The organism is Bradyrhizobium sp. USDA 4501 (genome assembly GCF_054062115.1).
Window position 1 is genome coordinate 8,426,210 of record NZ_JBSSEX010000001.1, and the last position, 25,561, is coordinate 8,451,770.

Sequence of the window (25,561 nt, forward strand, 5' to 3'; positions counted from 1 at the left end):
TCGGCTGGGGCCGACCTTCGCAGGGAAATGTCAACAAAGAGTAAGAACAATGCCGCGGCGGTGTGCGGGAACCGCCTGACAAGGACGGGGATCTTGGCGCCGGACAGCGGGATTTTACGACGGGCCGGAATGGAGCTCGCGTATTTCAGTGGCGCCTTCAAGCTGCGGGAACGCGAGAGCGGCGGCGCCGGGGTGATCCTGCGCTTCGCCCGCGTTCGTCCCGCGCGACGCGGCCGGTTTCAGCCGCTGAAGTCCCAGGAGATCACGCCGGCTTTCCTCGATCGCACGATCCGTGGGTTGAAGCGCTGGCGGTATGACATCGTCAGGATCGATGAGGCTTGCCGCCGCGCGGTGACCTTGCCGGAGCGCCGGCGCTTTGCCTGCCTGACCTTTGACGGCGCCAGCAAGGACATCGTCACCCATGCCTGGCCGGTGCTCGCCAGGCACGGCGTTCCCTTCGCGCTGTATCTGCCGACGGCCTTTCCCGATGGCGTCGGCGTGGCGTGGTGGCTGGTGCTGGAGGAAATCATCGCGCGCGAAAACCGCATCAGCATGATGATCGACGGCCGGGAGCGGCACTTCGCGATTTCAAATCTCTCGGACAAATACGAGCTGTTCGATTTCCTGTCCGGCTGGCTGCGCAAGCTGCCGCCGTCGGACCTGTCCTACGCGCTGAACGATCTCGCCAGGCGCTATTCGGCCGACGCAGCCCAATTGTCACGCAATGCGTCACTCGACTGGCAGGATCTGGCGAAGCTTGCCGCCGATCCGAACGTGACGTTCGGCAGCGCGACCGTGAACTATCCGGCGCTGTCGAGCCTCAGGGATGCCGACGCGCAGCGCGAGATGGCGATGGGCAAGGCGGTGGCCGAGAGCGCGCTTGGGCGGCAGGTCAGACATTTCGCATTCCCGTTCGGGGACCGCGATGCGTTCGGCCGTCCGCATGTCGTGATGGCCGAAGAGGCCGGCTTTGCCAGCGCGGTGTCGACCATACCAGGGGTCATCGAGGCGCAGGGGCGCACCAACCTTCACGCCCTGCCGCGCATCGCATGGGACGGCCGCGTGCGCTCGCTGCGGATGATGCGGGTACTGCTGTCGGGCGTGATGTTCGCGCCGGTGCGGCCGACGCGCAGCGCGCGCGACCAGGACGTTACTTAGGCGCGATCGGGCCGCGACATCCAGGCGACGATCGGCATCGCCGGCAGCACCCAGCCGAGGCCAGCGACGACGTAGAAGATCGCCTGCAGCAGCCCCGAATTGGCAAGCCACGGCGTCTGCGCGACCGTCATGCCAAGCAGCGACCACACCACCACCAGGATCAGCAGGAAGATGGTTCCGAGCAGTTTGCGGGTGCGTATGGCCATGGCGGATATTTGCAACTCGTGATCCAGGGCGGTTTCGAGCGAAGCGGGCACCGGTTCGCGCAAAGAAAACGCGTCAAAACAACGTTCTGGAGCTTGCTTCCGACTTGATCGGAAACGAGGCTCCGGACGGCGGCTTGCGCCGCGGGCGCGGCGGACTATAAGGGGCCCGAAAATCCAATCAAGTCAGGGCGAAATGGCCGGTATTTCCGCAAAGACATCGCAGCTTCGCGCCGTCAGGGTATGGCTGGTCGCGGTGGCCGCCCTGATCGCCCTGATGGTCTTGGTCGGCGGCGCCACGCGGCTGACCGAGTCCGGCCTGTCGATCGTCGAATGGAAGCCGGTGACCGGTACGCTGCCGCCGCTGACCGAGGCGCAGTGGACCCAAGCCTTCGAGGGCTACAAGAGGATCCCGCAATATCGCGAGCTCAACGCCGGGATGACGCTCGAGCAATTCAAGACGATCTTCTGGTGGGAGTGGAGCCACCGGCTGCTTGGCCGCGTGATCGGCGCGGCCTATCTGCTGCCGTTCCTGTATTTCCTGTGGCGCGGCGCGGTGAGCGGCGAACTCGGCCGGCGATTGTGGGTGATTTTCGGCCTCGGCGCGCTGCAGGGCGGCGTCGGCTGGTGGATGGTCGCGTCCGGCCTCTCTGAACGCATCGAGGTATCGCAGTATCGGCTGGCGACGCATCTTGTGCTGGCGCTTCTGATCTTCGCGGCGATCGTCTGGACGCTGCGGCGCCTGACCGACCGCCCAAGCGTGATCGCGCCGCTCAGGCTGAAGCTCACGAGCGCGGTGCTGCTCGTGCTGACCTTCGTGCAGCTCTATTTCGGCGCGCTGGTCGCGGGGCTGCGCGCGGGCAGGGTTTATAATACTTGGCCCGACATCGACGGCGGCTTCATTCCGTCGGCTGACCGGCTTTGGTTCGAGACACCGTGGTGGCGCAATCTGTTCGACAACACGCTGACGGTGCAGTTCGAACATCGCATGACCGCCTATCTGCTGTTCGCGCTGGCGATCGCACATGCGATCGATGCCATGCGCGCGCGCGCCGGCGGCGCGGTGATCGCCGGCGCCTGGTGGCTGGTGGCGGCGATCACGCTGCAGGCGACGCTCGGCATCCTGACGCTGCTGCATCAGGTGCCGATCGATCTGGCGCTGACGCACCAGGCCGTCGCCATCGTCGTGCTGACGCTCGCGGTGCTGCAGGCCGAGCGCTTCGCCGCGCGCCGGACCGAGCGGGATCAGCCGACCCTCGTTGCGGTCGGCCAGCCCGGTTGATCGATCAACCTCTTTGATCGATCAGGACAGATAGTCGAGCCCGATATCGAGCGCGGCCGAGCTGTGGGTCACCCAGCCGACCGAGATCAGGTCGACGCCGGTTGCGGCAATCGCTGCGGCCGTCGCCGCGGTGATGCGGCCGGAGGCTTCGGTGATCGCCTTGCCGCGCGCCATGTCGACCGCCTGGCTGAGCTGCTCGGTCGTCATGTTGTCGAGCAGCACCGCGTCGACGCCGAGCGTCAGCGCCTCCTCGAGCTGCGACAGCGTGTCGACCTCGACCTCGATCTTGACGAGATGGCCGGTATTGGCCTTGGCGCGCTCGATCGCGGTGCGGATGCCGCCGGCGAGCGCGATGTGGTTGTCCTTGATCAGCACCGCGTCATCCAGCCCGAAGCGATGATTGCCGCCGCCGCCGGCGCGCACCGCATATTTCTCCAGCGCACGCAGTCCCGGCGTGGTCTTGCGGGTGCAGACGATCTGCGCGCGGGTGCCCGCCACGGCCTTGACCAGCGTAGCCGTTGCGGTGGCGACACCGCTCAGATGGCAGAGGAAGTTGAGCGCGGTCCGCTCGGCGGTGAGCAGGCTGCGGGCCGGGCCGTCGATGATCGAGATGACCTGGTCGGGTTCGACCGCGCTGCCGTCGGGCCGTTCGGCGCGCAGCGTGATGGCCGGCGACACCGTCTGGAAGGCTGACCGCGCGACATCGAGCCCGGCGATCACGCCGGGCTGCCGCGCCCGCATCACCAGCCGCGCCTGCTGGCCGGCCAGCACGATGGCGTCTGCGGTGATATCGCCGGCGCGGCCGAGATCCTCGCGCAAGGCGGTCTGCACGATCGGCTCATAGATCAGCGGCAGCAGGGGGGTGAGGGTCATGACAGGGCACTCCTGGCAAATGGCGTGGATTCGACGATGTCGCGCGCGGCGGCGAGTGCATCGGCGCGGGTAAGGGACGACGGAACGGCCGACGCAGCAATGTGCGGGAAATCGGTGCGGAAGTGGCCGCCGCGGCTTTCCTCACGCCGGATGGCGGCAACCGCGACCATCAATCCGACCAATGCTGCGTCGGACGCCGCACTGTGACCGCATGCGAGTGGATAGAGACTGCGGATCGCGCGGGCGATCCCGTCGCGATCGCGCAGGACGCCGAGTCCCTGGGTGAGGATCGGTCGCACGGCGGAGGGATCGGAAGCCTGTGGCATCGCATCGTCGCGCAGCATGGCGCGCGGGCCCGCACTTACGCTTTCGATGCTCTCCGCGACCCAGCGCGCGCAGACGATCGCTTCCATCAGCGAGTTGCTGGCGAGGCGGTTGGCGCCGTGCAACCCGGTGCGCGCGGCCTCGCCGCAGGCCCACAGGCCCTGCACCGTGCTGCGGCCATAGCCATCAACCGCGATGCCGCCCATATGGTAGTGAACCGCCGGCCGGATCGGGATCGGATCATGGGCGGGGTCGATGCCGGCCATCTTGCAGAACGCGCTGATCACGGGATAGCGCTGCGCAAACTCCGCGCCCGGATGTTGGCGCGCGTCGAGGAAGGTGCGATGCCCCGCGGCACGGTGGTGCCACACGGCGCGCGCCACGATGTCGCGTGGCGCAAGCTCGGCGCCGGGCTGATCGGCCATGAAGCGCTCGCCGGTCTCGTCGATCAACACCGCGCCATCGCCACGGATCGCCTCGGTCAGCAGCGGCATCGGGCGCGACGGCCCGTCGAACGCGGTCGGATGAAGCTGGACGAACTCGATGTCCGACAGTTTCGCGCCGGCCTGTGCGGCAAGTGCGAGCCCCTGGCCGAAACACCCGCCGGGATTGGTGCTGTCGGCGAACAGCCCACCGATGCCGCCGGTCGCGATCACCACGCGATTGGTCGTGATCGTCAGCGCGCCGCTTGCGTTGGCTGCAAGCACGCCCCTGACCGCATTGTCCTCGACCAGCAGCCGGCGCGCCTCGACGCCTTCCAGCAGCGTGATCGATGGTGTGCGCCGGACCGCCGCGATCAGCGCGCGCATGATCTCGCGTCCGGTACCGTCGCCGGTGGCGTGCACGATGCGGTTGCGGCGGTGTGCGGCCTCGAGCCCGAGGCGCCAGCTGCCGTCGGCGTGCCGGTCGAAGGCGACGCCGAGCCTCGCCAGCTGCTCGACGGCGGCGGGCGCGGCGTGGACGATCCGGCTCGCGGCGGCCGCGTCGCAAAGGCCGGCGCCGGCCGCGAGCGTATCGGCGAGATGCAGGGCAGGGCTGTCATCTGCGCCGACCGGCGCCGCAAGGCCGCCCTGAGCCCACATGCTGGAAGCTTCCGCGCCGAGCGGCGACTTCGACAGCAGCACGACCGGCTCGGGGGCGAGCTGAAGCGCGGTCATCAGCCCGGCGGCACCGCCGCCGATGATCACCGGGCGGCCGTTGAGATCGGAGATATCGGTGCTCATATCGCCAGCATCCTTTCGACGCTCTTGCGCGCGCGATCAGCGATCGCGGAGTCGATGGTGACCTCGTGCTGGTTGGTCTCCAGCGCGTGACGGATGTTCTTCAGCGTGATCCGCTTCATGTGCGGACAGAGATTGCAGGGGCGGACGAAGTCGACACCGGGATTTAGCGCGGCGATGTTGTCGCTCATCGAGCATTCCGTCAGCAGCACGACGCGCGGCGGACGTTTGGTCTCGACGAACGACTGGATCGCAGCCGTCGACCCGGCAAAGTCCGCTTCGGCGACCACCTCGGGCGGGCATTCCGGATGCGCCAGGATGGTGACATCGGGATGATCCTCGCGCAGGTGACGCACGTCATCGGCGGTGAACAACTCGTGCACCTCGCAGTGGCCCTTCCAGGCGATGATCTTCTTGCTGGTCTGCTTGGCGATGTTCTGCGCCAGATATTCATCCGGGAGCATGATGACGCGCTCGGCGCCGAGCGATTCAACCACCTTCAGCGCATTGCCCGACGTGCAGCAGATGTCGGACTCGGCCTTCACCGCGGTCGAGGTGTTGACATAGGCGACGACCGGTGCGTCCGGGTAGCGCGCGCGCATCAGCCGCACGTCCTGCGCGGTGATGGAATCCGCCAGCGAGCAACCGGCCTTGAGGTCGGGGATCAGCACGGTCTTGGCCGGATTGAGTAGCTTCGCGGTCTCGGCCATGAAGTGCACGCCCGCGAGCACGATGACATCGGCATCGACCTTGGTTGCTTCGCGCGCGAGCAACAGGCTGTCGCCGACGATATCGGCGACGCCGTGGAAGATCTCCGGCGTCTGGTAATTATGCGCCAGTACCACCGCGTTGCGGCGGCGTTTCAGCGCGAGGATCGCATCGACGTCCTCGGCGAACGTGGCCCATTCGAACGGCGGGATGACGCGTTTGACGCGCTCATAAAGCGGCGCGGTGCGGGTGAGCAGATCGGTATCGAGCGCAACCATTTATACTCTCCGTGAGCATAAGATGGCTTATACTTATCCTGAGCATAAGGCGTGTCAAGTGCGCGAAAGCGGGAGCTTGGTGCCGGCGACGGCCCGTTCGGCCAGCACGGCATGGCGGAAGCGGAATAGCTTGGCCGGCCGGCCGACGGTATCGGCGGCCATTGCGCCAGTCTCTTCAACGAGTTCCTGCTGCTCGATCAGCCGGCGGAAGTTCTGCTTGTGGACCAGCCGGCCTGCGAGCGCCTCAACACTGCGTTGCAGTTGCAGCAGGGTGAACTCGGCCGGCATCAGCTCGAATACCACCGGACGGTATTTGATCTTGGCGCGCAGCCGCGCGATCCCGGTCGCGAGAATGCGGCGATGATCCGCCGTCATCGGCTTGCCCGGCACGACCGGCGCCTCGCGGCCATGCGCGCGCCCGGCTTCCGGGATCAGCGAAGCCTCATAGAGCAGCTCATAGCGTTGCAGCACCAGCTCTTCGTTCCAGTCGCGATCGTCGAGACCGAAGGTGATGGCGCAACGCTGCCAGCGCTCGCGCTGCAGCGTCGGTGACGGCGCCGCCTTCGCCCACGTTTTCAGCTTCGGCGCGATCGTCTTCGCCAGGAAGGCCGGCGCGCCGGCGCGATGATCCTCCCAGGGGAAGTAGTCGTACCAGCCGGACCAGTGCGCCTCGAAGCCTTCGCCGACCCGATCCTCGCGGGTCAGGCCGAGATAGCTGATCGAGACGCTGTGCGGCCCCTTGGCATCGCCGGAGCGGCCGCGGTCGGCAAAGGTGTAGAGCTGCTCGACATAGCCGAGCGGGTGGCCGGTCTGCGCTTCGACCCAGGCCCGCAGCGCGGTCTGCAGCGAGCGATGAGTGAACTCGAACGGGCCGCTCGGCAGCGCGGAGCCGCCGGCGATGGTCATGATCTTGGGCGTGCCCTCGGTGACGGCGACCAGCACCGCGACGAGATCGGCGGTCACCGCGTTCCCCGAAGCCGGTGCGCTGGATTTCTGCGGCGATCTGGCCACCCGATCGGTCCGCGCTAGCAGTAGTCGTAGACGCCACAGGCGTAGGGCAGGCGGTCCCAATAGGTCACATAGGCACCGCCGTAGTACGGGCCGAAATAGTTGTAGGAGTGCCAGTTGCCGTAATAGCCGGGCAGCGACGACGACCCCGGCAGCAGCGGCTCGCCGGGCACGAACGGGATATACGGCTCGGAATTGAGCGGGATCACCACGGGCTGCTCGACGACCACGAGCTGGCGTCCGCGCCGGACATAGGTCGGCGATGTGATGGTGGTGCGGTAGGCGTAATGCCGGTGCGGTAGGCCCGCCGGCAGCTGGCGCGCGGCCTTGACGGTCGCGCTCTTGGCGACGGCCGGGCCGTCGGCGGCGTCAGCAGGCGGGATCGCAAACAATGCGATCGCGAGCGGCAATGTCCAGCGCAGCATCAATGGTCTCCCGAATCATCCGGAGCCTATCACTGCCACTTTAAGCCGGATTGAACGTTAACGAGAGGCCCGTCGGTATTAAGCGTTAACGGGATGTCCGTCTCCATGGGCAAGCTTCCGGAGTGATGCGGCGCACCGCTCCGGAACAATTGCGGGATCAGGCGCGCAGGGCCTGGTCGAGGTCGGCGATCAGGTCCTCCTTATCCTCGATGCCGATCGAAAGCCGCACCACCTCGGGCGCCGCGCCCGACCTCACCTTGGCGGCGTCGTCGAGCTGGCTGTGGGTGGTGGAGGCCGGATGGATCACCAGCGAGCGGGTGTCGCCGACATTGGCGAGATGCGAAAACAGCTTCAGGTTCGACACCAGATTGACGCCGGCGTCATAGCCGCCCTTAAGGCTAAACGTGAACACCGCCCCGGCTCCCTTCGGCGCATATTTGCGCTGCAAGGCGTTGTACCTGTCGCCGGGCAGGCCGGCATAGTTCACTGCTGAGACCGCGGGGTGGGTGGAGAGGAATTCCGCCACCGCCTTGGCGTTGTCGCAGTGCTTCTGCATGCGCAGCGGCAGCGTCTCGATGCCGGTCAGGATCATGAAGGCGTTGAACGGCGACAGCGCGGGGCCGAGGTCGCGCAGACCGAGCACGCGGCAGGCGATCGCGAAGGCGAAGTTGCCGAAGGTCTCCTGGATCCGGATGCCGTGATATTCCGGGCGCGGCTCGCTCAGCATCGGATATTTGTTGTCCTTCGACCAGTCGAAGGTGCCGGCATCGACGATGATGCCGCCGAGTGAGTTGCCGTGACCGCCGAGGAACTTGGTCAGGGAGTGCACGACGATGTCGGCGCCGTGGTCGATCGGCTTGATCAGATAGGGCGAGGCCAGTGTGTTGTCGACGATCAGCGGCACGCCGGCCTTGCGCGCAACGGCCGCGATCGCCTCGATATCGGTGATGCTGCCGGCCGGGTTGGCGATCGACTCGATGAAGATCGCCTTGGTGTGCGGCGTCACCGCGCGCTCGAAGCTTTCGATCTCATCGGGGTCGGCCCAGGCCACATTCCAGCCAAACGCCTTGAAGGCGTGGGTGAACTGGTTGATCGAGCCGCCATAGAGCTTGCGTGCCGCGATGATCTCATCGCCGGGCTTCAACAGCTGCTGCAGCACGACGACCTGCGCCGCGTGACCGGAAGCGACGGCGAGCGCCGCGGTGCCGCCTTCGAGGGCTGCGACACGTTCCTCGAGCACGGCATTGGTCGGGTTGCCGATGCGGGTATAGATGTTGCCGAAAGCCTGCAGGCCGAACAGCGAGGCCGCGTGGTCGGCATCGTTGAAGACAAATGACGTGGTCTGGTAGATCGGTGTCGCCCGCGCGCCAGTGGTGGGATCAGGCTGCGCGCCGGCGTGCACGGCGAGGGTGGAAAATCCCGGAAGGCGATCGGTCATTCTTTAGTATCCTGTTGTGGCCTGGTCGAAACGCGCGGCATGCTGATGGCGACGGCGCCCGCCGTCAAGCGAGTTGGGCGCATCGCCAGTTTTTGGAGGGGCATCCCGCGCTATACCGGATGATCGCAGCGATTATTCCGCCGCGATGTCAGGTCGTCTCGGTCTTGTTCTTTGCCGCGCGGTCGGACGCCGCGGTCTGTCCGCCGCCGAAGCTCGTGCGATTGAGCGACAGCCGCATGCCCTGCGTCGGGATCGGCGCACGCTTGGAACTCAGCGTGCGCGAGTTGACGCCCATCCACGAGATCTCCGACGACAGCCGGCCATACTCGATCTTCGGGCAGCGGTTCATCACCACTTTGAGGCCCGCGGCTTCCGCCTTCTCGGCCGCGGCGTCGTCGCGTGCGCCAAGCTGCATCCAGATCACCTTCGGCGGCGTCGACAATTTCAGCGCCTCCTCGACCACGGGCATGATGTGGCTTGAATTGCGGAAGATGTCGATCATGTCGATCGGCCGATCGATATCCGCAAGCGAGGCGACGAACGGCTTGCCCATCAGCGTCTTGCCGACATGGCCGGGGTTGACCGGGATCATGTCGTAGCCGCGCTGCGCCAGATATTTGAACGCGAAATAGCTCGGCCGCACATTGACCGGCGAGGCGCCGACCATCGCGATGGTCTTGACGTTGTTCAGAATGCTGCGGATGTAATTGTCGTCGTAGGCGTCGTGATTCATTTTTCTTCCGGGTTTGTCATTCCGGGGCTCGCGCAGCGAGAACCCGGAATCTCGAGATTCCGGGTCTGGTGCTAATGCACCATCCCGGAATGACGACCTCAGGTCGTCACTTGTCCTGCCACTTCGGATCGCGCTTCTCGATGAAGGCACCGATGCCTTCCTCGGCGTCGCGCGCCATCATGTTTTCGGTCATCACCTCGGCGGCGAAGCGATAGGCATCGGCGAGGTTCATCTCGGCCTGGCGATAGAACGCTTCCTTGCCGAGCTTGACGGTGTAGGCCGATTTCAGCGCGACCTTCTCGGCCAGCGCGATCGCGGCGTCGCGTTCGGTGCCAGCGGATACCACGCGGTTGACGAGGCCGATGCTCTGCGCCGTTGCCGCCGAGACCGGCTCTCCGGTCAGCAGCATCTCCATGGCCTGTTTGCGCGGCACGTTGCGCGACAGCGCCACCATCGGCGTCGAGCAGAACAGCCCGATGTCGACGCCCGGCGTCGCGAACGCCGCCGCTTCGGAGGCGACCGCGAGGTCGCAACTTGCGACGAGCTGGCAGCCGGCCGCGGTGGCGATGCCCTGGATGGATGCGACCACCGGCTTCGGCAGGCGCACGATGGCCTGCATCATCGCGCTGCAGGCGTTCATGATTTGCGCGAAATAGGCGCGGCCGCGGTCGGCATCGCTACGGCGCGCGGTAAGCTCCTTGAGGTCGTGGCCGGCGCAGAACGCCGGGCCTTTGGCGGCGAGCACGACGGCGCGGATGCGCTTGTCGCCGCCGACATCGTTCAGGGCGGCGTGCAGCTCGGCGATCAGGCCCTCGGAGAGGCTGTTGCGCGCTCCGGGGCGATTGAGCGTCAGTAGCGCGATACTGCCGACGGTCTCGCGCAGCAGGATCGGCTGGTGTTGCGGCGCTTCGGCGCGGGCGGCTTGGGCGGACATGCTGAAATTCCACTTTGGTCTCTGTGACAACTTAATGTAACAGGCAGGCTGAAGCGAGGGCAGGGACGGCATGGCGACTGCGAAAATGAGCGTGGCTGACGTGGAGGAGTTCCTGCGGAGGGAATTCCCGCAGGCGTTCGTCCACGACGATGTCCGGATCGAAAGCGCCGACGGCGAGACGGCCCTGCTGCGCCAGCGCTTCAGCGAGCGCATGCTGCGGCCTGGCGGTACGGTGTCCGGGCCGACCCTGATGGGCCTGGCGGATTTCGCGATGTACGTGGTGCTGCTGTCGGCGATCGGGCCGGTTGGCCTTGCCGTGACCACCAACCTCAACATCAACTTCCTGCGCAAGGGTCAGCCGGGGCAGGACGTACTTGCGGTGGCGAGGCTGCTCAAGCTCGGCAAGCGGCTCGCGGTCGGCGAGGTCAACCTGCTGTCCGGCTCGTCTCCCGATCCCATCGCCCATGTCACGGCGACCTATTCCATTCCAAATCAATAGGCTTTTCTACGGTATTATTGCACCATAATTGCAAGCCATTGTTTTTTCTGATGTAATTTGAGCGCGTGGGCGTTGACGCGCGATTGCGGCTTCTCTAGAAAGCTGCCAGTTCGGCGCATACGGCGCCGATTTCTTTTTCACGGATTTCACACATGAGCACGTTCTCGGCCAAGCCCGCCGAAGTGACGAAGAAGTGGGTCGTGATCGACGCCAAGGGTCTGGTCGTCGGTCGTCTCGCCACGCTCGTCGCGATGCGCCTGCGCGGCAAACACCTGCCCACCTACACCCCGCATGTCGATTGCGGCGACAACGTCATCATCGTCAACGCCGCGCATGTGGTGCTGACCGGTCGCAAGCGCGACCAGAAGACTTACTACAAGCACACCGGCTTCATCGGTGGCATCAAGGAGCGCACCGCGAAGCAGATCCTCGAGGGCCGCTTCCCGGAGCGCGTCGTCGAGAAGGCGATCGAGCGCATGATCCCGCGCGGTCCGCTCGGCCGTATGCAGATGGGCAATCTGCGCGTCTATCCGGGTGCCGATCATCCGCATGAAGCGCAGAGCCCCGAGAAGGTCGATATCGCTTCCCTGAATCGCAAGAACACGAGGGCCGCATAATGTCCGATACGTTGCAGTCCCTCGACCAGCTCTCGCAGGTCAAGCCGGCCGCTCCCGACGCGCCGAAATACGTCAAGAAGGTCGACAAGTACAACCGCGCCTACGCCACCGGCAAGCGCAAGGACGCGGTCGCCCGCGTCTGGGTCAAGCCGGGCTCCGGCAAGATCTCGGTCAACACCCGCGAGTTCGAAGTCTACTTCGCCCGCCCGGTGCTGCGCATGATGATCCAGCAGCCGCTGGTCGCTGCCGCCCGTAACGGCCAGTATGACGTGATCTGCACCGTCGCCGGCGGCGGTCTCTCCGGCCAGGCCGGTGCTGTCCGCCACGGCATCTCGAAGGCGCTCACCAACTTCGAGCCAGAGCTGCGCGGCGTCCTCAAGAAGGGCGGCTTCCTGACCCGCGACAGCCGCTCGGTCGAGCGCAAGAAGTACGGCAAGGCGAAGGCCCGCAAGTCCTTCCAGTTCTCGAAGCGCTAATTCGAGTTCTAAAATTCGCGGCAATTGCCGCGGGCATCGAGTTGCAGAGGGCGCCGCGAGGCGCCCTTTTTGCTGCGTCCGACCGGCGATGCTTCGGCGCGAATTAGCGCAGTTTTTCATGAAAACTTGCGTGTGCGTGCAAACGAAATTGGAACTCGCACCTTCTAGCTTGCGGGCTCGCAATGGCGCTGCATCACCGTATTCATTTGCGCCTGCGAACGTTGCATCACACCGGGCTGGGGTGAGTTTATGTCGTTCGATCCATCGACACTTTATTTGTTCGCCACCATGGTCGCGGGCATGCTCGGCGCCATGCTGTGGTTGTTCGGCAGGCAGGAGAACATTTCCGCGCTGAAATGGTGGGGCACCGCCTATCTGCTCGGCGCGGCCTCGGTCGCGGTCTGGACGGTCGGTAGTTCGACGCTCGATCCGATGGTTCTGCTGGGCCTCAATGCGATCGGCTTCGCCGCCTGCGGCCTGGTCTGGAATGCCGCGCGCATTTTCCACGGCCGCAAGGCCAATTTGCTGGGCCTCGTGCTCGGCCCGATCGCATGGATCGGGGCGGTGACGACGGTTGAGGATCCCGCGATGCGCCTGACGATCGGTGCCGGGATCGTCGCGATCTACGCCGCGCTGACCGCATCAGAACTGTGGAGCGAGCGCCGCCGCGCGATGCAACGGCGCTGGCTTGCGATCGTCATCCCGGTCGCGCACGGTTGCGTCCTGATGCTGCCGATCCTGGTCGGCGACCTGCTGCGATTGAACGGCCAGAATTTCGTCTCCAGCTTTTGGGTCACGCTGTTTTCGATCGAACTCGTGCTGTACGCGATCGGCACGGTGTTCGTGATCTTCATGATGGTGTCGGACCGCGCGGTGGCCGTGCACAAGACGGCCGCGTCGATCGACCCCCTGAGCGGCATGCTCAACCGCCGCGGCTTCACCGAGGCCTGCGCGCGGGTGATCGAGCGCGAGTCCATTGCCGGCCGGCCGGTCACCGTGATGATCTTCGACATCGATCACTTCAAGTCAATCAACGACCGCTTCGGCCATCCCGCGGGTGACGAGATCCTGAAGCTGTTCTCCGCTGTCGTGGTCAACAGCCTCAGGATCAGCGATCTGTCGGGCCGGATCGGCGGCGAGGAATTCGCGGCGCTGCTGCCGTGCTCGCTGGAGGAGGGTGTGCTGGTCGCCGAGCGCGTGCGCGAAGCCTTCGAGAACAGCAACATCACCTGCGAGGAAGGCGCGGTCGACACCACGGTCAGCATCGGCGTCGCAGGCGGTCCCGCCGGCACCGAGCTCGAGGTGCTGTTGGCCTCGGCCGACACCGCGCTCTACCAGGCCAAGCGCGGCGGCCGCAACCGCGTCGAGGCAGCGGAGGAATTGCCGCTCTCGCTGGAGAACTGGCGGCGCAAGACCGCGGGCCTGCCGGCTTCGGCGCGGCAAAAGCCGGCGAGCGTCCGGGCATGAGTGCGGTAACGAGTGGTTAACCATTCGATCCCATGCTTTCGGGCATGGAGTCGATCCGCACCCGCAATCCGCAGTCAGCCCTGATGTCGCTCGAAGCCGACGCGGTTTCGGCGCGCAGCGGTTTCGCCTGCCTGTTCTCGGACTCGCATGAATACGAGACCGCGCTGATCGCCGAACGGCGCGCGCAGGGGCGATACCAGCCGCCGAAGAGTCGCTGGCCGATGGTGATGCTGGCCGGCGTGATGCTGATGGTCGCGGGAACGGTGCTGCTGCTCTCCTGACGTGCGGTCACGCGGCCCGCGCCGGATCCTCCGTCTTGAAGTGGTCGATCATCACCTTGGCGATCGCCATCAGCGGCAGCGCCAGCGCCAGCCCCCAGATGCCGAACACGACGCCGAGCAGGATCTGGAACGCGAACAGCGTGGCCGGCGGGATGTCGAGCGCCTGGCGCTGGATGATCGGCGTCAGCACGTAGCTTTCCAGCGCGTGGACGCCGAGGAACAGGATGAAGGCCGACAGCGCCGCGATCCATCCGGTCGCAAGGCTCGCGAGCACCACGATCAGCCCGCCGAGGATCGCGCCGACCGTCGGAATGAAGGCGAGCAGGCCGGCCTGGATGCCGAGGATGAACGAGCTCGGAATGCCGATGATGGCAAGCCCGATCCAGGTGACGAGGAATACCGCCGTCATCGTGATGATCTGCGCGATCAGCCAGCGCTCCAGTGTCTCGCCGATGCGGTCGACGATGATGGTCGCCTGCGCGCGGTACTTGACCGGCGCGATGAACAACAGCCCGGCGCGGTAGATGCTGGGCTGGGCCGCGAAGGCGAGCCCGAGAAACAGCACGATGAAGAAGTTGCCGACGACGCTGACGGTGCCGAGTAGCACCTTCAGCGTCTGGCTGATGATGGCGCCGCCGCTTGAGGCCAGCGCGCCGGCGCCGGGGATGCCATGGGACTGCGACGATGGGGGCGTCGTTGTCGTCGTCGTCACGGCGGTGCCTTCGCCCTTTGCCTCGCCCGCGGCATTGGTGAAATCGAGATAGCTGGTGTCGACCCCGTGCTGTTCGAGGAAGTCCTTGACGCTGCCGAGCTGCGATTTGATCGTGTTGCTCAGCACCGTGGCCTGCTGCGCGATCGTGGTGCCGCCGAGGAACACGATGCCCGACAGCAGCCCGGCCATCGCCAGGCAGACGATCGCAAGCCGCAACGCGTGGGGCAGCTTGGTCAGCCGGCCGAGCAGGGTGGTCATGGCATTGAGGGCGACCCCGAGCAGCATGCCGGCGAACAGCAGGAACAAGGTCGCGGCAAAATGCCAGGCGAAGGTCAGCAGGGCAGCGAACAGCACCACGCCGATGCCGCCGACGGCGATCGCCCATGCCAAGTCGTTGCGGGCCTGCAGGCGATTGTCAGCCGAGTCTGTCACGGGTGATTCCCCCTTCGCGACGGTGTTTCGCGCAGTCTTTGGCGAAAACCCCGCCGGGATCAAGCTGGCGGGGCCGTGCCGGTTCGCCGCTGACGGGGTGCGGGGCCGGGCGCGATCGGTGGGCATCTGGCCGGCGTTGGGTCCCGAGGGGCGCGAATCTGTGCAGGACTGCAAGCCCCCCTGTGCAGATATAGACAGTTGATCCGGCGGGAACTCGAAGGCATGATCGTCTCCGCAACGTCGCAAACTTAGAAGAATCATTGCGCGAGACTTCAATAATGAGACGGCCCGTGGTCGGCGTGATCGGAAACGCCCATCGCATCGAAAATCGTTTCACAGTCCAGACGGTCGGGGAGCGCAACCTTCGCGCGGTTGCCGAGGTGTCGGGCGCGGTGCCGCTGATGTTCGCCGGCAGCCCCGAAATCACCGAGGTCAGTGCCTTGCTCGACGTGGTCGACGGCGTGGTGCTGACCGGGGCCCGCGCCAATGTTCATCCGACCCGCTTCAATACCGAACCTTGCGCCGCCCACGAGCCCTACGACATCCACCGCGACGACGTTGCGCTGGCGCTGTCGGAAGCCTGCGTCGCGCGCGGTGTGCCGATCTTCGGTATCTGCCGCGGCCTGCAGGAGATGAACGTCGCCTTCGGCGGCTCGCTGCATCCGGAGATCCGCGAGATTCCGGGCCGCATGAACCACCGGATGCCGCGGCTGGAGAACGGCGAGATCCATCCTGACCCGACCGTTGTGTTCGCCGACCGTCATGACGTCGCGCTGACGCCGGGCGGCGCGTTCGCAAAAATCCTCGGCCGGGAGACCATTCGAGTCAATTCGCTGCACGGCCAGGGCATCCTCGAGCCCGGCAAGCGCGTCGTGATCGAGGGCATCGCCGAGGACGGCACCATCGAGGCGATCCGCATCGCCGATGCGCCGGGTTTTGCGCTGGGTGTGCAGTGGCACGCCGAATACGATCCGCAGCGCAATCCGATCAACCGCGCCCTGTTCGAAGCCTTCGGCGACGCGCTGCGCGAACGGCGGCGGGCGGCGTAGGACGGTTTCACCGCCACCGTCCCTGCGCGTTAATCACGACGTCGTCTCCGAAAAACGCGCTGTCGTCCCTACGAAGGCAGGGACCATGCTCCGCGGCGGTTGTTGTGGAGGGGGACTCGTCGTTGCGGCACTGCTCAACAAGGACCGTCGGTGGTTATGGGTCCCTGCTTTCGCACTAGGGCATTTACACATCTCTTCGAGGCTAGAAAACCGACTCATCATCAAGGGGTTAGCTACTAGGCGAGAGCCGAAATCGGCGGGCGCAACCCTAGGACCGATCGACATTCATTGCATCCAGATCATTGCGGCAGCGAGATGGATGAAGCCGGTAAAGTTGTCAGATCGCCTGTCATAACGGGTTGCCAAGCGTCGGAAGTGTTTGAGCTGGCAAAAGCAGCGCTCGATGCGGTTGCGCTGTTTGTATGCGTCGGCGTCGTGCGGAATGATGATCCTGCGGGTGCGGTTTGACGGGATCACCGCCGTTGCGCCGATTTCCGCGATGATCGCACGCAGGGCGTTGCTGTCATAGGCCTTGTCGGCGAGCACGGCATCGCCGCTTTGGCCGTGGAGCAGTGCCGGCGCCTGGGTGATGTCATTAACTTGCCCAGCCGTGACGATGAAGCGGAGCGGACGGCCGAGCGCATCAGCCAGCATGTGGATCTTGGTGGTCAGTCCACCTCGGGAACGCCCCAGCGCCTGATCTTTGGCCCCCCTTTTCCGCTCGTCGCCTGCTGGTGGGCGCGAACGATGGTGCTGTCGATCATCAGATACTGGTTGTCGCGATCGGCGGTCAGAGCAGCGAACACGCACTCCCAGACGCCGGCATGGCACCAGCGGCTGAAGCGCTGATGCACCGTTTTCCACTTGCCGTACCGTTCCGGCAGGTCGCTCCAGTGTGCGCCCGATCGCAAAACCCACAAACATCCGTTGACGAACAGTCGATTGTCCGCAGCCGTACGTCCCGGGTCGCCAGCTTTCCCCGGCAGCAGTGGCGCAATCCTCGCCCATTGCGCCTCCGTCAGCTCATATCGTTTCGCCGCCACCATCTGCTCCGTGTCTCGAATCACGGAACTCTATGAATCAGCGATCAAACCGCTTGGGAATCCTGAATGTCGATCGGTCCTAGTGCTTTCGCAGGGACGACACCAAAGGTGTGGCGTCGCCTGTCCGTCGGGTCGGTTTGTCGAACCTCGGTTCGGGAAGCCATGAAAGACGCGGGGCTTTCCTTGGCCAATCGATGGGAGCCGAGCGGCAGGCGAGTAGATCGTTCCTAGAACTCAGGACGTCACGAAAGCAAAGTGTGTTGTCCCCGCAACGTCACAAGAGTTCCGTTGAGCATCGCACCTGTTGGGACTTCACTGTGTGGCAAATTCCCCGTTTAATAAAGGCGGACCTGAGGCAAAGATTTTACCACCAAGACGTTCATTTAAGATCAGGTTCAAGAGGCCGCTGACCAGCGCCAGCGGCCTCTTCGTGTTGCTTCATTGATCGCAAAGTGCAGGTACCGGCCGTTGCCGCGTCGACGGCACGCAGGAAGCAGCACGTCACGGCATTAGCGCACTGACCATGGCCATGCCGGCGGTTGCGGTTTGCTGGTGGCGTGCGGCCGCGTCGGGGTTGGCGCCGGTTTGCGCGCCTGGGCAACATCGGTCGACGGCCGCGGACGCGGCAGTGGTATTTCTGGGGCTACCGTTGGCTGTTCGGGGCTTACCTTTGGCTGTTCGGGGCTCACCTTCGGCTCTGCGGCGTTCGCAATGACACCGGCCAGCTGGTCCTGGCTTGCGTTGAGCCGCTCGGTGACCGTCTCGCTCTCGCGCGCCATCTGATCCTGGGTCGCCTTGATCTGGTCGATGATATCTTTGCTGCGTGCCATTTCTGCTTGGCTCGCCTCGAGTTGGCTTGCGACATTTTTATGGTCGCGGACCAATTGTTCTTGCCTCACCTCAAGCTGTTCGACCGCCTGCCTCAAGGCCGCGAGATCGCGCGCCATCGGTTGAAGCTGCTGCGCCAAGTCGGAAGAAAGTGCGGCGGCAGTCGGCGCAACGTCTTTCGGCGCGGCGTCTTTCGGCGGGGTTTGCGCAGGAGGTGAGGAGTGGCCAGGGGAGGCCACCATCGCCGTATCGCTGGGTGACGACCACCACCAAGCAGCGCCACCTATGCATGCTGCCAGCACGGAACCGACAATGGCCAGGTGGCGCCAATCCGCCAATCGATGAACCGCTTCTAGCGGCGCGTGAAACGCTTTCTTGCCGGTCGGCGGGCCGGAAGGGCTGACTCCTGCTTCGCGCGCGAGGTTCGAAAGCTGCTCTTCCAAGCTCACGAGCCGCCCTTCCGCGACCCTGTCATTCAGCATGGAATCCATTTTGTGCTCCGTAGCAAATGCAAAGTCACCCGCCTTGAGAGCAGATCCGCTCTTCGGCGCGCTAACATTCAACGGGACCCAGATCGGTATTTGCAGCTTAAGCCTACGAGGGATGAGGATGCGGCCTGCACGTCACATCGTCTCTCTTTTGTAAGCTCATCCTTCCTGAACTGTCCCGACGATTTTGGCCGAGATATTGTTCGTCCGCAATCGGGAACACCGCTTGCCACGGGGCGCTCGAGCTCGTGGATCGAGGTCCTGTTCGGCCGCCTCACGATGCGTCTCGCAGCCGAGGCACGTTACTTCGAGGTGTCGTAAGTCGGCGTTGAGAGCGTCGCCAAGCGCCGGCGAGGGCTGGGCTGGACCCAGAAACGTGGGAGTGGTCCATGTTTGGCGAGCGACCATGTCGGCATCCCGCCTGGCGCGTTCGGCCGACGGCTGACCACGGCGCCAAACATGCATCCCTCCTGCAAATTCTCGGTATGTTGAGTTGTGCTGCCGGCGAGATGTACCGCTGGTCGACAGGTCGCAGCTATTCTTCCGGTATTGCGCGTGCGCCGGAATCGGCCTTCCTCCGTACTAATACGGATACGAAAGTGGCGGATTGCGGCGCCGGACTCGGCTAAGCAACAGGGATATTTGATCCGGCGCCGACGACCCTTTCCGAATACTGCTTTTCCTTTTCCATTTTCGGGTGCAGCCGACACGAGGGGTTGGTCGGGATGAATTTGTCGGGCCGTCTGGCGATGGGGATGTTGTTTCCCGTCGCCGCGCTCCTGCTCGCGCTGGGCTTCATCCATGGCGTAACCTGGCCGGGCGTTCTGCTCGCGGGTGGCGCGGTTGCGGTGGTATTGATGACGGCTGAGGTGATTGCGAGATCGCTGTCCAGGACGCCCGCCCAGCTGGTGCGGGCGGCGGAGGCGTTGTCGCGCGGCCAGCAGGTCTCGCTCGGCTCAAGCGATGACGGCGAGACCGCTCAGCTCGCGGCGACGCTTGCCGAATTGTCGGCGCAGCTGGGCAGCAGGCAGCACCTGCTGGAGAAGACCGTCGAGAGCATCCGCGATCCGGTGGTGGTCGCCGACGAGCACGGGATGATCGTGATCGTCAACGCCGCGGCGCGACGGCTGTACAGTGTCGAACCCGGTTTTGATACCCTGACCGGCGTTCGCACCTTCCAGAACTATTATGCCGACGGCACCACCGTGATGCCGATCCCGGACACGCCGATGGCGCGTGCGCTGCGCGGCGATGACGTCGACGATTTCGAGCTGATCGTCAAACCGCAACCGCCGCAACCGGCCGTCTTCCTTGTCGTCAACGCGCGGCCGCTGCGCGACGATACCGGCAATCTGCGGGGCGCGGTCGCCGTACTGCACGACGTCACCGCGCAGCGTCGGGCACACCAGGCGCTGGTCGAGAGCGAGCAGATGGCGCAAGCCATCGTCAGGACCGCGCTCGACGCCTTCGTCCAGACCGACCAGGACGGCGTCATTCTCGACTGGAGCCCGCAGGCCGAGGTGCTGACCGGCTGGACGCGCTCCGAGGCGGTCGGTTATCGGGTGGTCGAACTGGTGTTTCCGGAGGAGCTGCGCCTCGCGCACCGGCAGCGGATCACCCGCTTCCTGCAGGAGACCGCGGCCGGCGCCATGGGCATGCGCTATGAAACGGCGTGCCTGCACCGCGACGGTCACCGGTTCTATGTCGAGGTGTCCCTCAACGCGCTGCGCCGCGGTGACGGCTGGATCATCAATTCCTTTGTCAGGGACGTCAGCCAGCGCCGGATCGCCGAGGAGCAGTTGATCCAGGCGCAGAAGTCGGAATCGCTGGGGCGGCTGACTGGCGGCATCGCGCACGACTTCAACAACATGCTGACCGTGATCACCGGCACGATCGAGATCCTCGCCGACGGCGTCAAGGACAACCCGCAACTCGCCGCAATCGCCAAGCTGATCAGCGATGCCGCCGATCGCGGCGCGCAGCTCACCTCGAGCCTCCTGGCATTCGCGCGCAAGCAACCGCTGCAGCCCGGCGAGACCGACGTCAACGACCTGGTCGGCGAGGTGGCCCGGCTGCTGTCGCAGACGCTCGGCTCGCAGACCGAGATCAGGACGGAGCTCAGCCGCGACGCCTGGCTCGCCTTCGTCGACCGCAGCCAGCTTGGTGCTGCGCTGGTCAATCTCGCCATCAATGCGCGCGATGCCATGCCTGACGGTGGCACGCTGAGCTTTGCGACCCGCAACATCCAGCTCGGGATTCCCGACGCCGTGGCGTGCGGCGTCGAGCGCGCCGGCGATCATCTCGTGATCGAGGTGACCGATACCGGCACCGGCATTTCGCCGACGCATCTGGAGAAGATCTTCGATCCGTTCTTTTCCACCAAGGAGGTCGGGCAGGGCGCCGGGCTCGGGCTCAGCATGGTGTTCGGCTTCGTCAAACAAAGCGGCGGCGGGATCGAGGTCAAGAGCGAGCAGGGGCGCGGCACCATCTTCAGGATCTATCTGCCGAAGGCCGACGGCACCGCACAGCGTGCGGCGGAGAAGGACGATCTGCCCGTCAGGGGCGGCGACGAGACGATCCTGTGCGTGGAGGACGACCCTACGATCCGAGACTATGTCACGGGCCAGCTCGAAAGCCTCGGCTACAACGTGCTGGTCGCTGCGAACGCGGACGCCGCGCTCGAGATCGTCAAACGCGGCACCGCGTTCGACCTTCTGTTCACCGATATCGTGATGCCCGGCAGCATGAACGGCCGGCAATTGGCGGAGACGCTGATGGCCGGGCGCCCGGCACTGCGGGTGCTGTTCACCTCGGGTTACAGCGACGGCGTGCTGCCCGCACAGCAGGGGCGTGGCGGTCACGGCATTCCGCTGCTGACCAAGCCCTATCGGCGCGGCGAGCTGGCGCGGATGCTGCGGCGCTGCCTTGATCTTCAGGTCGACTTTCAGGGCGATCCGGTTCCGCAGCCTTATTCCGTGCAGCCCGATCTCGAACGCTTCCTGCGCGAGAATCCGCCCGCGAAGACGTAGCCGCGGCGTGACTTGGATGCCAACGGGTCCGCAAGCGCGGCCCGATGATAAACTGCGCGAAACCCATCATCCCTGATGCGGCCGCTATTTGATGGGTTTCGCTTCGCTCTACCCATCCTACGCGCTAAGCTCCCGCGACAAAGGCGCGGCCGGTCAACGGCCCGATTTCAGGGAGTATGGAATGCAGGACCGCAAATGGTCGAGGCGCGACTGGCTCAAGGTGACGGCGGCCACCCGCCGCTGGCATGGTATTCGCGGAGCCGCTGCGCGCGGCGGCGCCGCCGGCGGAAGCCGTGACGCCGGAGCTGATCGCAGCCGCCAAGAAGGAAGGCAAGATCTCGTTCTACAGCGCGCTGGAGCTGAACACGGCCGAGCGTCTCGCGCGTGACTTCGAGCAGAAATATCCCGGGATCAGCGTCCGCGTCGAGCGCTCGGGCGCGGAACGCATCTTCCAGCGCATCGCACAGGAGCAGGGCAGCGGCATCAACGCCGTCGACGTCGCCAATTCCACAGATCCCGCGCATTACCTCGACTGGAAGAAGAACGACTGGCTCGCGGCCTATGTGCCGGAGGACGTCGCCAGGCATTTTCCGGCCGACCAGATCGATCCCGACGGCACCTCGGCGACATCCTGCGCCTGGTTCGAGGTAATCGGCTACAACACCGAGCAGGTGAAGCGCGAGGAGGCGCCGAAGAGCTACGCCGACCTGCTCGATCCCAAGTGGCGCGGCAAAATCGTCAAGGGCCACCCGAGCTATTCCGGCGCGATCATGACCGCGACCTTCGTGCTGGCACGCGACCTCGGCTGGCCGTATCTGGAGAAGCTGTCGCAGCAGCGCGTGATGCAGGTGCAGTCGGCGGCCGATCCGCCGAAGAAGATTCTGCTCGGCGAGCGCGCGGTGATGGCCGACGGTAACGACTACAACCTCGTGCTGGCCAAGGATCAGGGCAAGCCGGTCGAGGTGGTCTATCCGGCCGAGGGCGCGCCGCTGATCATCGTCCCGAGCGGCATCTTCAAGAACGCGCCGAACCCGAATGCGGCGCGGCTGTTCCAGAGCTACTTCTTCAGCGCCGAGACGCAGCAGATGCTGGCCGACGAATTCGCGCACCGCTCGTTCCACGCCAAGGTGAAGGAGAAGGCCGGTCACGTGCCGCTCGACAAACTGAAAATGCTCAAGGCCGATCCGGCCCAGGTGCAGGTGCAGTCGGAGGAGATCAAGGCGAGGTACGCGAAGCTGTTCCGGGTGTAGGTCAAGCTCCGTAGGATGGGTAGAGCGAAGCGAAACCCATCGCTTGTGCAGGGGGCGAGATGATGGGTTTCGCTGCGCTCTACCCATCCTACAGATCCAAGGCTACTAGCGTCATTGCGAGCGAAGCGAAGCAATCCATCTTTCCGGATACGCGGAGAGGTGGATTGCTTCGCCGCTTCAGCGCAAAATTGCTTTGCAACTTTGTCGCGAACTCCTCGCAATGACGCGGATAACGCTCGGACCGCCGGGCGGCGCAGTGAGGGGCTGCGGTCGGCTAACCTCCCACTTCCGCGCTGAGCATCGGCCCGAACAGCTCCCATCGCTCGCCCTTGAGTCGTCTGAGCTGCATCTGCTTGATCGGCGCGAAATCGATCGGGCTGGTGTTCATTGTGATGCCGGGCAGCAAGTTGGTGGTGCGGAAGGCCTTCAGGTTGGCGGCCTGCTTCATGACGTTGGCGCGCGTGAGATCGTCGCCGCACTGCTTAAGCACCTGAACCAGCGTCTGAGCCGCATTGTACCCTGTCATAATCAGGCTGTCGGCCCGATTGCCTTCGGGGAAATATTTGGAGAGATACTCGTCGAACGCCTTCATGCCGGGATCGTCCTTCCATTGCGGATCGAGCGGATCCATCAGGTAGGCCACCGAAATGATGCCTTGTGCGTTCTCGAAGCCGGCAGGCTGGATCACGGCGCCGAGCGAGGAACCTACCGAGTTGAGGATGTGCAGCGGTTTCCAGCCGATCTCGGCCGCCTTCTTGATGGCCTGCGCCGCGAATTTCGGTGTGGCGATGTCGACGAATACGTCGGCATTCATCGATTTCATCTTGACGATGTGCGTGTCGATCGTCGGCTCGGCCACCTCATACGCATCCTCGATTACGATCATCGACGCCGCCTTGTCGCCGAGGCCGTCCTTCAGGCCCTTGAGATAGTCCTTTCCATAATCGTCGTTCTGGTAGAGGACCGCGATCCTGCCGCCCGGCTTTTCCTTCAGGATGTGCTTGGCGTAGATCCGTCCCTCGCTCTGATAGCTGGGCTGCCAGCCCATGGTCCATGGGAAGTTTTGCGGATCGTTCCACTTGGTGGCACCGGTCTGAATGAACAGCTGCGGCACCTTCTTCACGTTCATGTATTTCTGAATCGCGCCGTTGGATGCCGTGCCGAGAGAGGCGAAGATCAGCAAGACCTCGTCGCCTTCGACCAGCTTGCGCGCCTGCTCGACCGTCTTCGGCGGACTGTAGCTGTCGTCATAGGAGATGAAGTTGATCTTGCGGCCATTGATGCCGCCCTCGGCGTTGATCTTGCGGAAATAGGCCGCCTGGGCCCGGCCGCTGGTGCCGTAGGCGGATGCCGGCCCGCTATACGGCATGATGTTGCCGATCTTGATTTCAGTATCGGTTGCGCCGATATCGTATTTCTTCTGGGCAAATGCGCTGCCAGCACAGACAGCGAGAATAGTGATGGCGGTCGAAAGCGCCGCCATTCGTCGAGCGACGAAAGACATCTCGTTTCTCCCCATGCAGAAAATGATTGCGTGTTTTATCGGAGGCCGCTTTCGGGTCCTTGCCGGCAGTGAACACCCGAGCCCAGGCGTTGTCGATCCCGGAAACACAACCTTGTGTGCGGTTCGCATCACGTCATCAGGTTCGTCAGCGTTGCTGACCGTAGTCTTCCGGCGCTTCCCGCGATCAGGCCGCGCGCATCGATCGTTGCGCGCGATAGGCCTGCGGCGATGTCAGCGTGAGCTTGCGGAAGGCCTTTCGAAAGCTGCTCTCGTCCTCATAGCCGGTGGCGCGGGCGATCGCCTTGATCGGCTGCGCCGTTGTTTCCAATAGCGTGCGGGCGTGCTCGACGCGGCGGCGCATGATGAAGGCCTGCGGCGGCTCGTGGGTCAGTTCGCGGAAGCGGCGGTTCAGTGTGCTTTCGCTGAGGCCGAGCGCATGCGCGAGGCCGCGCACCGTGATCGGGGTCTTGCCGGTGCGGCGCACTAGCATGTCCGCCTTGATCAGCAGCGGGTCCTGGCCGAGCATGTAGCCGAGCGGCATGAAGATCGCCTGGGTGCGCTGCGCGGTGTCGATCACCGCATAGTCGGCGCAAACCTTTGCGACCTCCGCGCCTTCGACGAGCTCGATCAGCCGCAGCAACAGATCGACCCACGACATCGGGCCAGCGGCGCAGACCAGGCGATCGGCCTGCGTGATCACGGCATCACCGGCGAGATCAACCTTGGGATGGCGGCGACGCAGCTCGCACTGCAGCCACCACGTGATGGTGGCGCAGCGACCGTCGAGCAGGCCGGCATTGGCGAGCAGCAGCACGCCGCTGCAGAATGCGCCGATCAGCCGGCCGCTGGCATGCTGCTGGCGCAGCCAGGCGCCGGCACGGTCATATTGCGGTTGCAGGCGCTCGGCGGTGAGATGATCGACCAGGCTGCCCGGCACGATGATCGCGTCGCACGCCGTCCGCCTGCCCACCGTACCATCGACGGCGAGCAACTTGCCGCCGCCGGCGCGCACCGCCTTGCCGTCGAGCGAGAGCGTCTGCCAGCTGAAGCGCGCCTTGCCGCCGCGCAGCTGCATCACGTGGTTGGCGAGGGTGAGGATGTCGGCGATGCCGGCGACCGCCGATTGCATGCAGCCTTCCAGCGCGAGGATCGCAAGCTTCATGGGACCTCCGGAATTTGCCGTCATGCTAGCCGATCAGCGCGATCGGGCGGTGGCAGATATTGCCCGATCTCTGTCCGATCGGCCACCGCCTGATTTGACCGTGCCGGTCCATCTTCGCTGCGTTGTCACACCCTCAGCAA

General features: G+C 64.9%; 24 protein-coding genes. 10 read left to right on the top strand and 14 right to left on the bottom strand.

Going from position 1 to position 25,561, the window contains the following annotated elements; translation table 11 throughout:
* Positions 1-129 precede the first annotated feature (129 nt).
* Positions 130-1,158 carry a polysaccharide deacetylase family protein gene (locus ACVWZM_RS39245; protein ID WP_168855923.1) on the top strand — a complete coding sequence of 343 codons (1,029 nt, stop codon included), beginning with the start codon at positions 130-132 and terminating at the stop codon, positions 1,156-1,158.
* On the opposite strand, the gene ACVWZM_RS39250 is transcribed toward ACVWZM_RS39245, so the two are convergent.
* Positions 1,155-1,364, bottom strand: a complete 210-nt coding sequence (locus ACVWZM_RS39250; protein WP_016844954.1) for a DUF2842 domain-containing protein — start codon at positions 1,362-1,364, stop codon at positions 1,155-1,157. The genes ACVWZM_RS39245 and ACVWZM_RS39250 overlap by 4 nt on opposite strands.
* Positions 1,365-1,557: 193 nt before the next feature.
* Between ACVWZM_RS39250 and ACVWZM_RS39255 the strand changes: the two genes are divergently transcribed.
* On the top strand, positions 1,558-2,643 hold the full coding sequence (locus tag ACVWZM_RS39255; protein WP_168855922.1) for a COX15/CtaA family protein: 1,086 nt from the start codon (positions 1,558-1,560) through the stop codon (positions 2,641-2,643).
* Positions 2,644-2,664: 21 nt separating this feature from the next.
* On the opposite strand, the gene nadC is transcribed toward ACVWZM_RS39255, so the two are convergent.
* The 8 genes from nadC to ACVWZM_RS39295 form a co-directional block, all read right to left on the bottom strand.
* Positions 2,665-3,516 carry a carboxylating nicotinate-nucleotide diphosphorylase gene (gene nadC, locus ACVWZM_RS39260; protein ID WP_456855951.1) on the bottom strand — a complete coding sequence of 284 codons (852 nt, stop codon included), beginning with the start codon at positions 3,514-3,516 and terminating at the stop codon, positions 2,665-2,667.
* The gene (locus ACVWZM_RS39265; protein ID WP_456855953.1) at positions 3,513-5,063 is read right to left on the bottom strand and encodes an L-aspartate oxidase; all 1,551 of its coding nucleotides are present in this window, start codon (positions 5,061-5,063) and stop codon (positions 3,513-3,515) included. The genes nadC and ACVWZM_RS39265 overlap by 4 nt, the downstream gene beginning before the upstream one ends.
* Positions 5,060-6,046 (bottom strand): quinolinate synthase NadA, encoded by a 987-nt coding sequence (gene nadA, locus ACVWZM_RS39270; RefSeq protein ID WP_456855955.1) that lies wholly within the window; start codon positions 6,044-6,046, stop codon positions 5,060-5,062. Before nadA ends, ACVWZM_RS39265 begins: the two co-directional genes overlap by 4 nt.
* Positions 6,047-6,100: 54 nt before the next feature.
* A complete protein-coding gene (locus ACVWZM_RS39275) occupies positions 6,101-6,952 on the bottom strand; it encodes an NUDIX hydrolase (protein WP_233286175.1) in 852 nt (283 codons plus the stop codon).
* A gap of 119 nt (positions 6,953-7,071) precedes the next feature.
* On the bottom strand, positions 7,072-7,479 hold the full coding sequence (locus tag ACVWZM_RS39280; protein WP_456855957.1) for a hypothetical protein: 408 nt from the start codon (positions 7,477-7,479) through the stop codon (positions 7,072-7,074).
* Positions 7,480-7,636: 157 nt separating this feature from the next.
* Positions 7,637-8,917 carry an O-acetylhomoserine aminocarboxypropyltransferase gene (locus tag ACVWZM_RS39285; protein ID WP_076825306.1) on the bottom strand — a complete coding sequence of 427 codons (1,281 nt, stop codon included), beginning with the start codon at positions 8,915-8,917 and terminating at the stop codon, positions 7,637-7,639.
* A 148-nt stretch (positions 8,918-9,065) separates the two neighbouring features.
* Complete coding sequence (locus ACVWZM_RS39290) at positions 9,066-9,650, bottom strand: CoA-binding protein (protein WP_057020656.1); 585 nt, start codon at positions 9,648-9,650, stop codon at positions 9,066-9,068.
* Positions 9,651-9,756: 106 nt separating this feature from the next.
* Positions 9,757-10,584, bottom strand: a complete 828-nt coding sequence (locus ACVWZM_RS39295) for an enoyl-CoA hydratase (protein ID WP_057020655.1) — start codon at positions 10,582-10,584, stop codon at positions 9,757-9,759.
* A 70-nt stretch (positions 10,585-10,654) separates the two neighbouring features.
* Here ACVWZM_RS39295 and ACVWZM_RS39300 point away from each other — a divergent pair, with 70 nt between their 5' ends.
* The 5 genes from ACVWZM_RS39300 (at position 10,655) to ACVWZM_RS39320 (ending at position 13,924) form a co-directional block, all read left to right on the top strand.
* Positions 10,655-11,083, top strand: coding sequence for a PaaI family thioesterase (locus ACVWZM_RS39300; RefSeq protein WP_028340177.1), 429 nt, complete (start codon positions 10,655-10,657; stop codon positions 11,081-11,083).
* A gap of 152 nt (positions 11,084-11,235) precedes the next feature.
* Positions 11,236-11,700: a 50S ribosomal protein L13 gene (gene rplM, locus ACVWZM_RS39305; protein WP_016840522.1), complete on the top strand. Its 465-nt coding sequence runs from the start codon at positions 11,236-11,238 to the stop codon at positions 11,698-11,700.
* Positions 11,700-12,176 carry a 30S ribosomal protein S9 gene (gene rpsI / locus ACVWZM_RS39310; protein ID WP_028333930.1) on the top strand — a complete coding sequence of 159 codons (477 nt, stop codon included), beginning with the start codon at positions 11,700-11,702 and terminating at the stop codon, positions 12,174-12,176. The genes rplM and rpsI overlap by 1 nt, the downstream gene beginning before the upstream one ends.
* Before the next feature lie 249 nt (positions 12,177-12,425).
* On the top strand, positions 12,426-13,643 hold the full coding sequence (locus ACVWZM_RS39315; RefSeq protein WP_057020653.1) for a GGDEF domain-containing protein: 1,218 nt from the start codon (positions 12,426-12,428) through the stop codon (positions 13,641-13,643).
* 44 nt (positions 13,644-13,687) lie between these two features.
* The gene (locus tag ACVWZM_RS39320) at positions 13,688-13,924 is read left to right on the top strand and encodes a hypothetical protein (RefSeq protein ID WP_028333932.1); all 237 of its coding nucleotides are present in this window, start codon (positions 13,688-13,690) and stop codon (positions 13,922-13,924) included.
* Positions 13,925-13,931: 7 nt separating this feature from the next.
* Here the strand turns inward: ACVWZM_RS39320 and ACVWZM_RS39325 are convergent, their stop codons facing one another.
* A complete protein-coding gene (locus ACVWZM_RS39325) occupies positions 13,932-15,068 on the bottom strand; it encodes an AI-2E family transporter (RefSeq protein WP_141342878.1) in 1,137 nt (378 codons plus the stop codon).
* Positions 15,069-15,346: 278 nt separating this feature from the next.
* Here ACVWZM_RS39325 and ACVWZM_RS39330 point away from each other — a divergent pair, with 278 nt between their 5' ends.
* Entirely contained in the window at positions 15,347-16,117 is a 771-nt protein-coding gene (locus tag ACVWZM_RS39330; protein WP_456855958.1) for a gamma-glutamyl-gamma-aminobutyrate hydrolase family protein, read from the top strand.
* A 285-nt stretch (positions 16,118-16,402) separates the two neighbouring features.
* Here ACVWZM_RS39330 and ACVWZM_RS39335 read toward each other — a convergent pair.
* Together ACVWZM_RS39335 and ACVWZM_RS39340 are read right to left on the bottom strand one after the other, a co-directional pair.
* Positions 16,403-17,163 (bottom strand): IS5 family transposase gene (locus ACVWZM_RS39335; protein WP_456815844.1). Its coding sequence is split into 2 segments (ribosomal slippage): positions 16,403-16,818 and positions 16,818-17,163, totalling 762 coding nucleotides; the frame shifts between segments, so codons are not numbered across the junction.
* A gap of 506 nt (positions 17,164-17,669) precedes the next feature.
* Positions 17,670-18,479 (bottom strand): hypothetical protein, encoded by an 810-nt coding sequence (locus tag ACVWZM_RS39340; RefSeq protein ID WP_229192711.1) that lies wholly within the window; start codon positions 18,477-18,479, stop codon positions 17,670-17,672.
* A gap of 752 nt (positions 18,480-19,231) precedes the next feature.
* On the opposite strand from ACVWZM_RS39340, the gene ACVWZM_RS39345 reads away from it, so the two are divergent.
* Positions 19,232-21,505, top strand: coding sequence for a PAS domain S-box protein (locus ACVWZM_RS39345; protein ID WP_456855960.1), 2,274 nt, complete (start codon positions 19,232-19,234; stop codon positions 21,503-21,505).
* Positions 21,506-21,750: 245 nt separating this feature from the next.
* On the top strand, positions 21,751-22,755 hold the full coding sequence (locus ACVWZM_RS39350) for an ABC transporter substrate-binding protein (protein ID WP_456855962.1): 1,005 nt from the start codon (positions 21,751-21,753) through the stop codon (positions 22,753-22,755).
* Between the two features lie 274 nt (positions 22,756-23,029).
* Here ACVWZM_RS39350 and ACVWZM_RS39355 read toward each other — a convergent pair whose 3' ends face one another.
* Complete coding sequence (locus ACVWZM_RS39355) at positions 23,030-24,259, bottom strand: ABC transporter substrate-binding protein (protein WP_456855964.1); 1,230 nt, start codon at positions 24,257-24,259, stop codon at positions 23,030-23,032.
* A 184-nt stretch (positions 24,260-24,443) separates the two neighbouring features.
* Entirely contained in the window at positions 24,444-25,421 is a 978-nt protein-coding gene (locus ACVWZM_RS39360) for a GlxA family transcriptional regulator (protein WP_456855965.1), read from the bottom strand.
* Positions 25,422-25,561 lie beyond the last annotated feature (140 nt).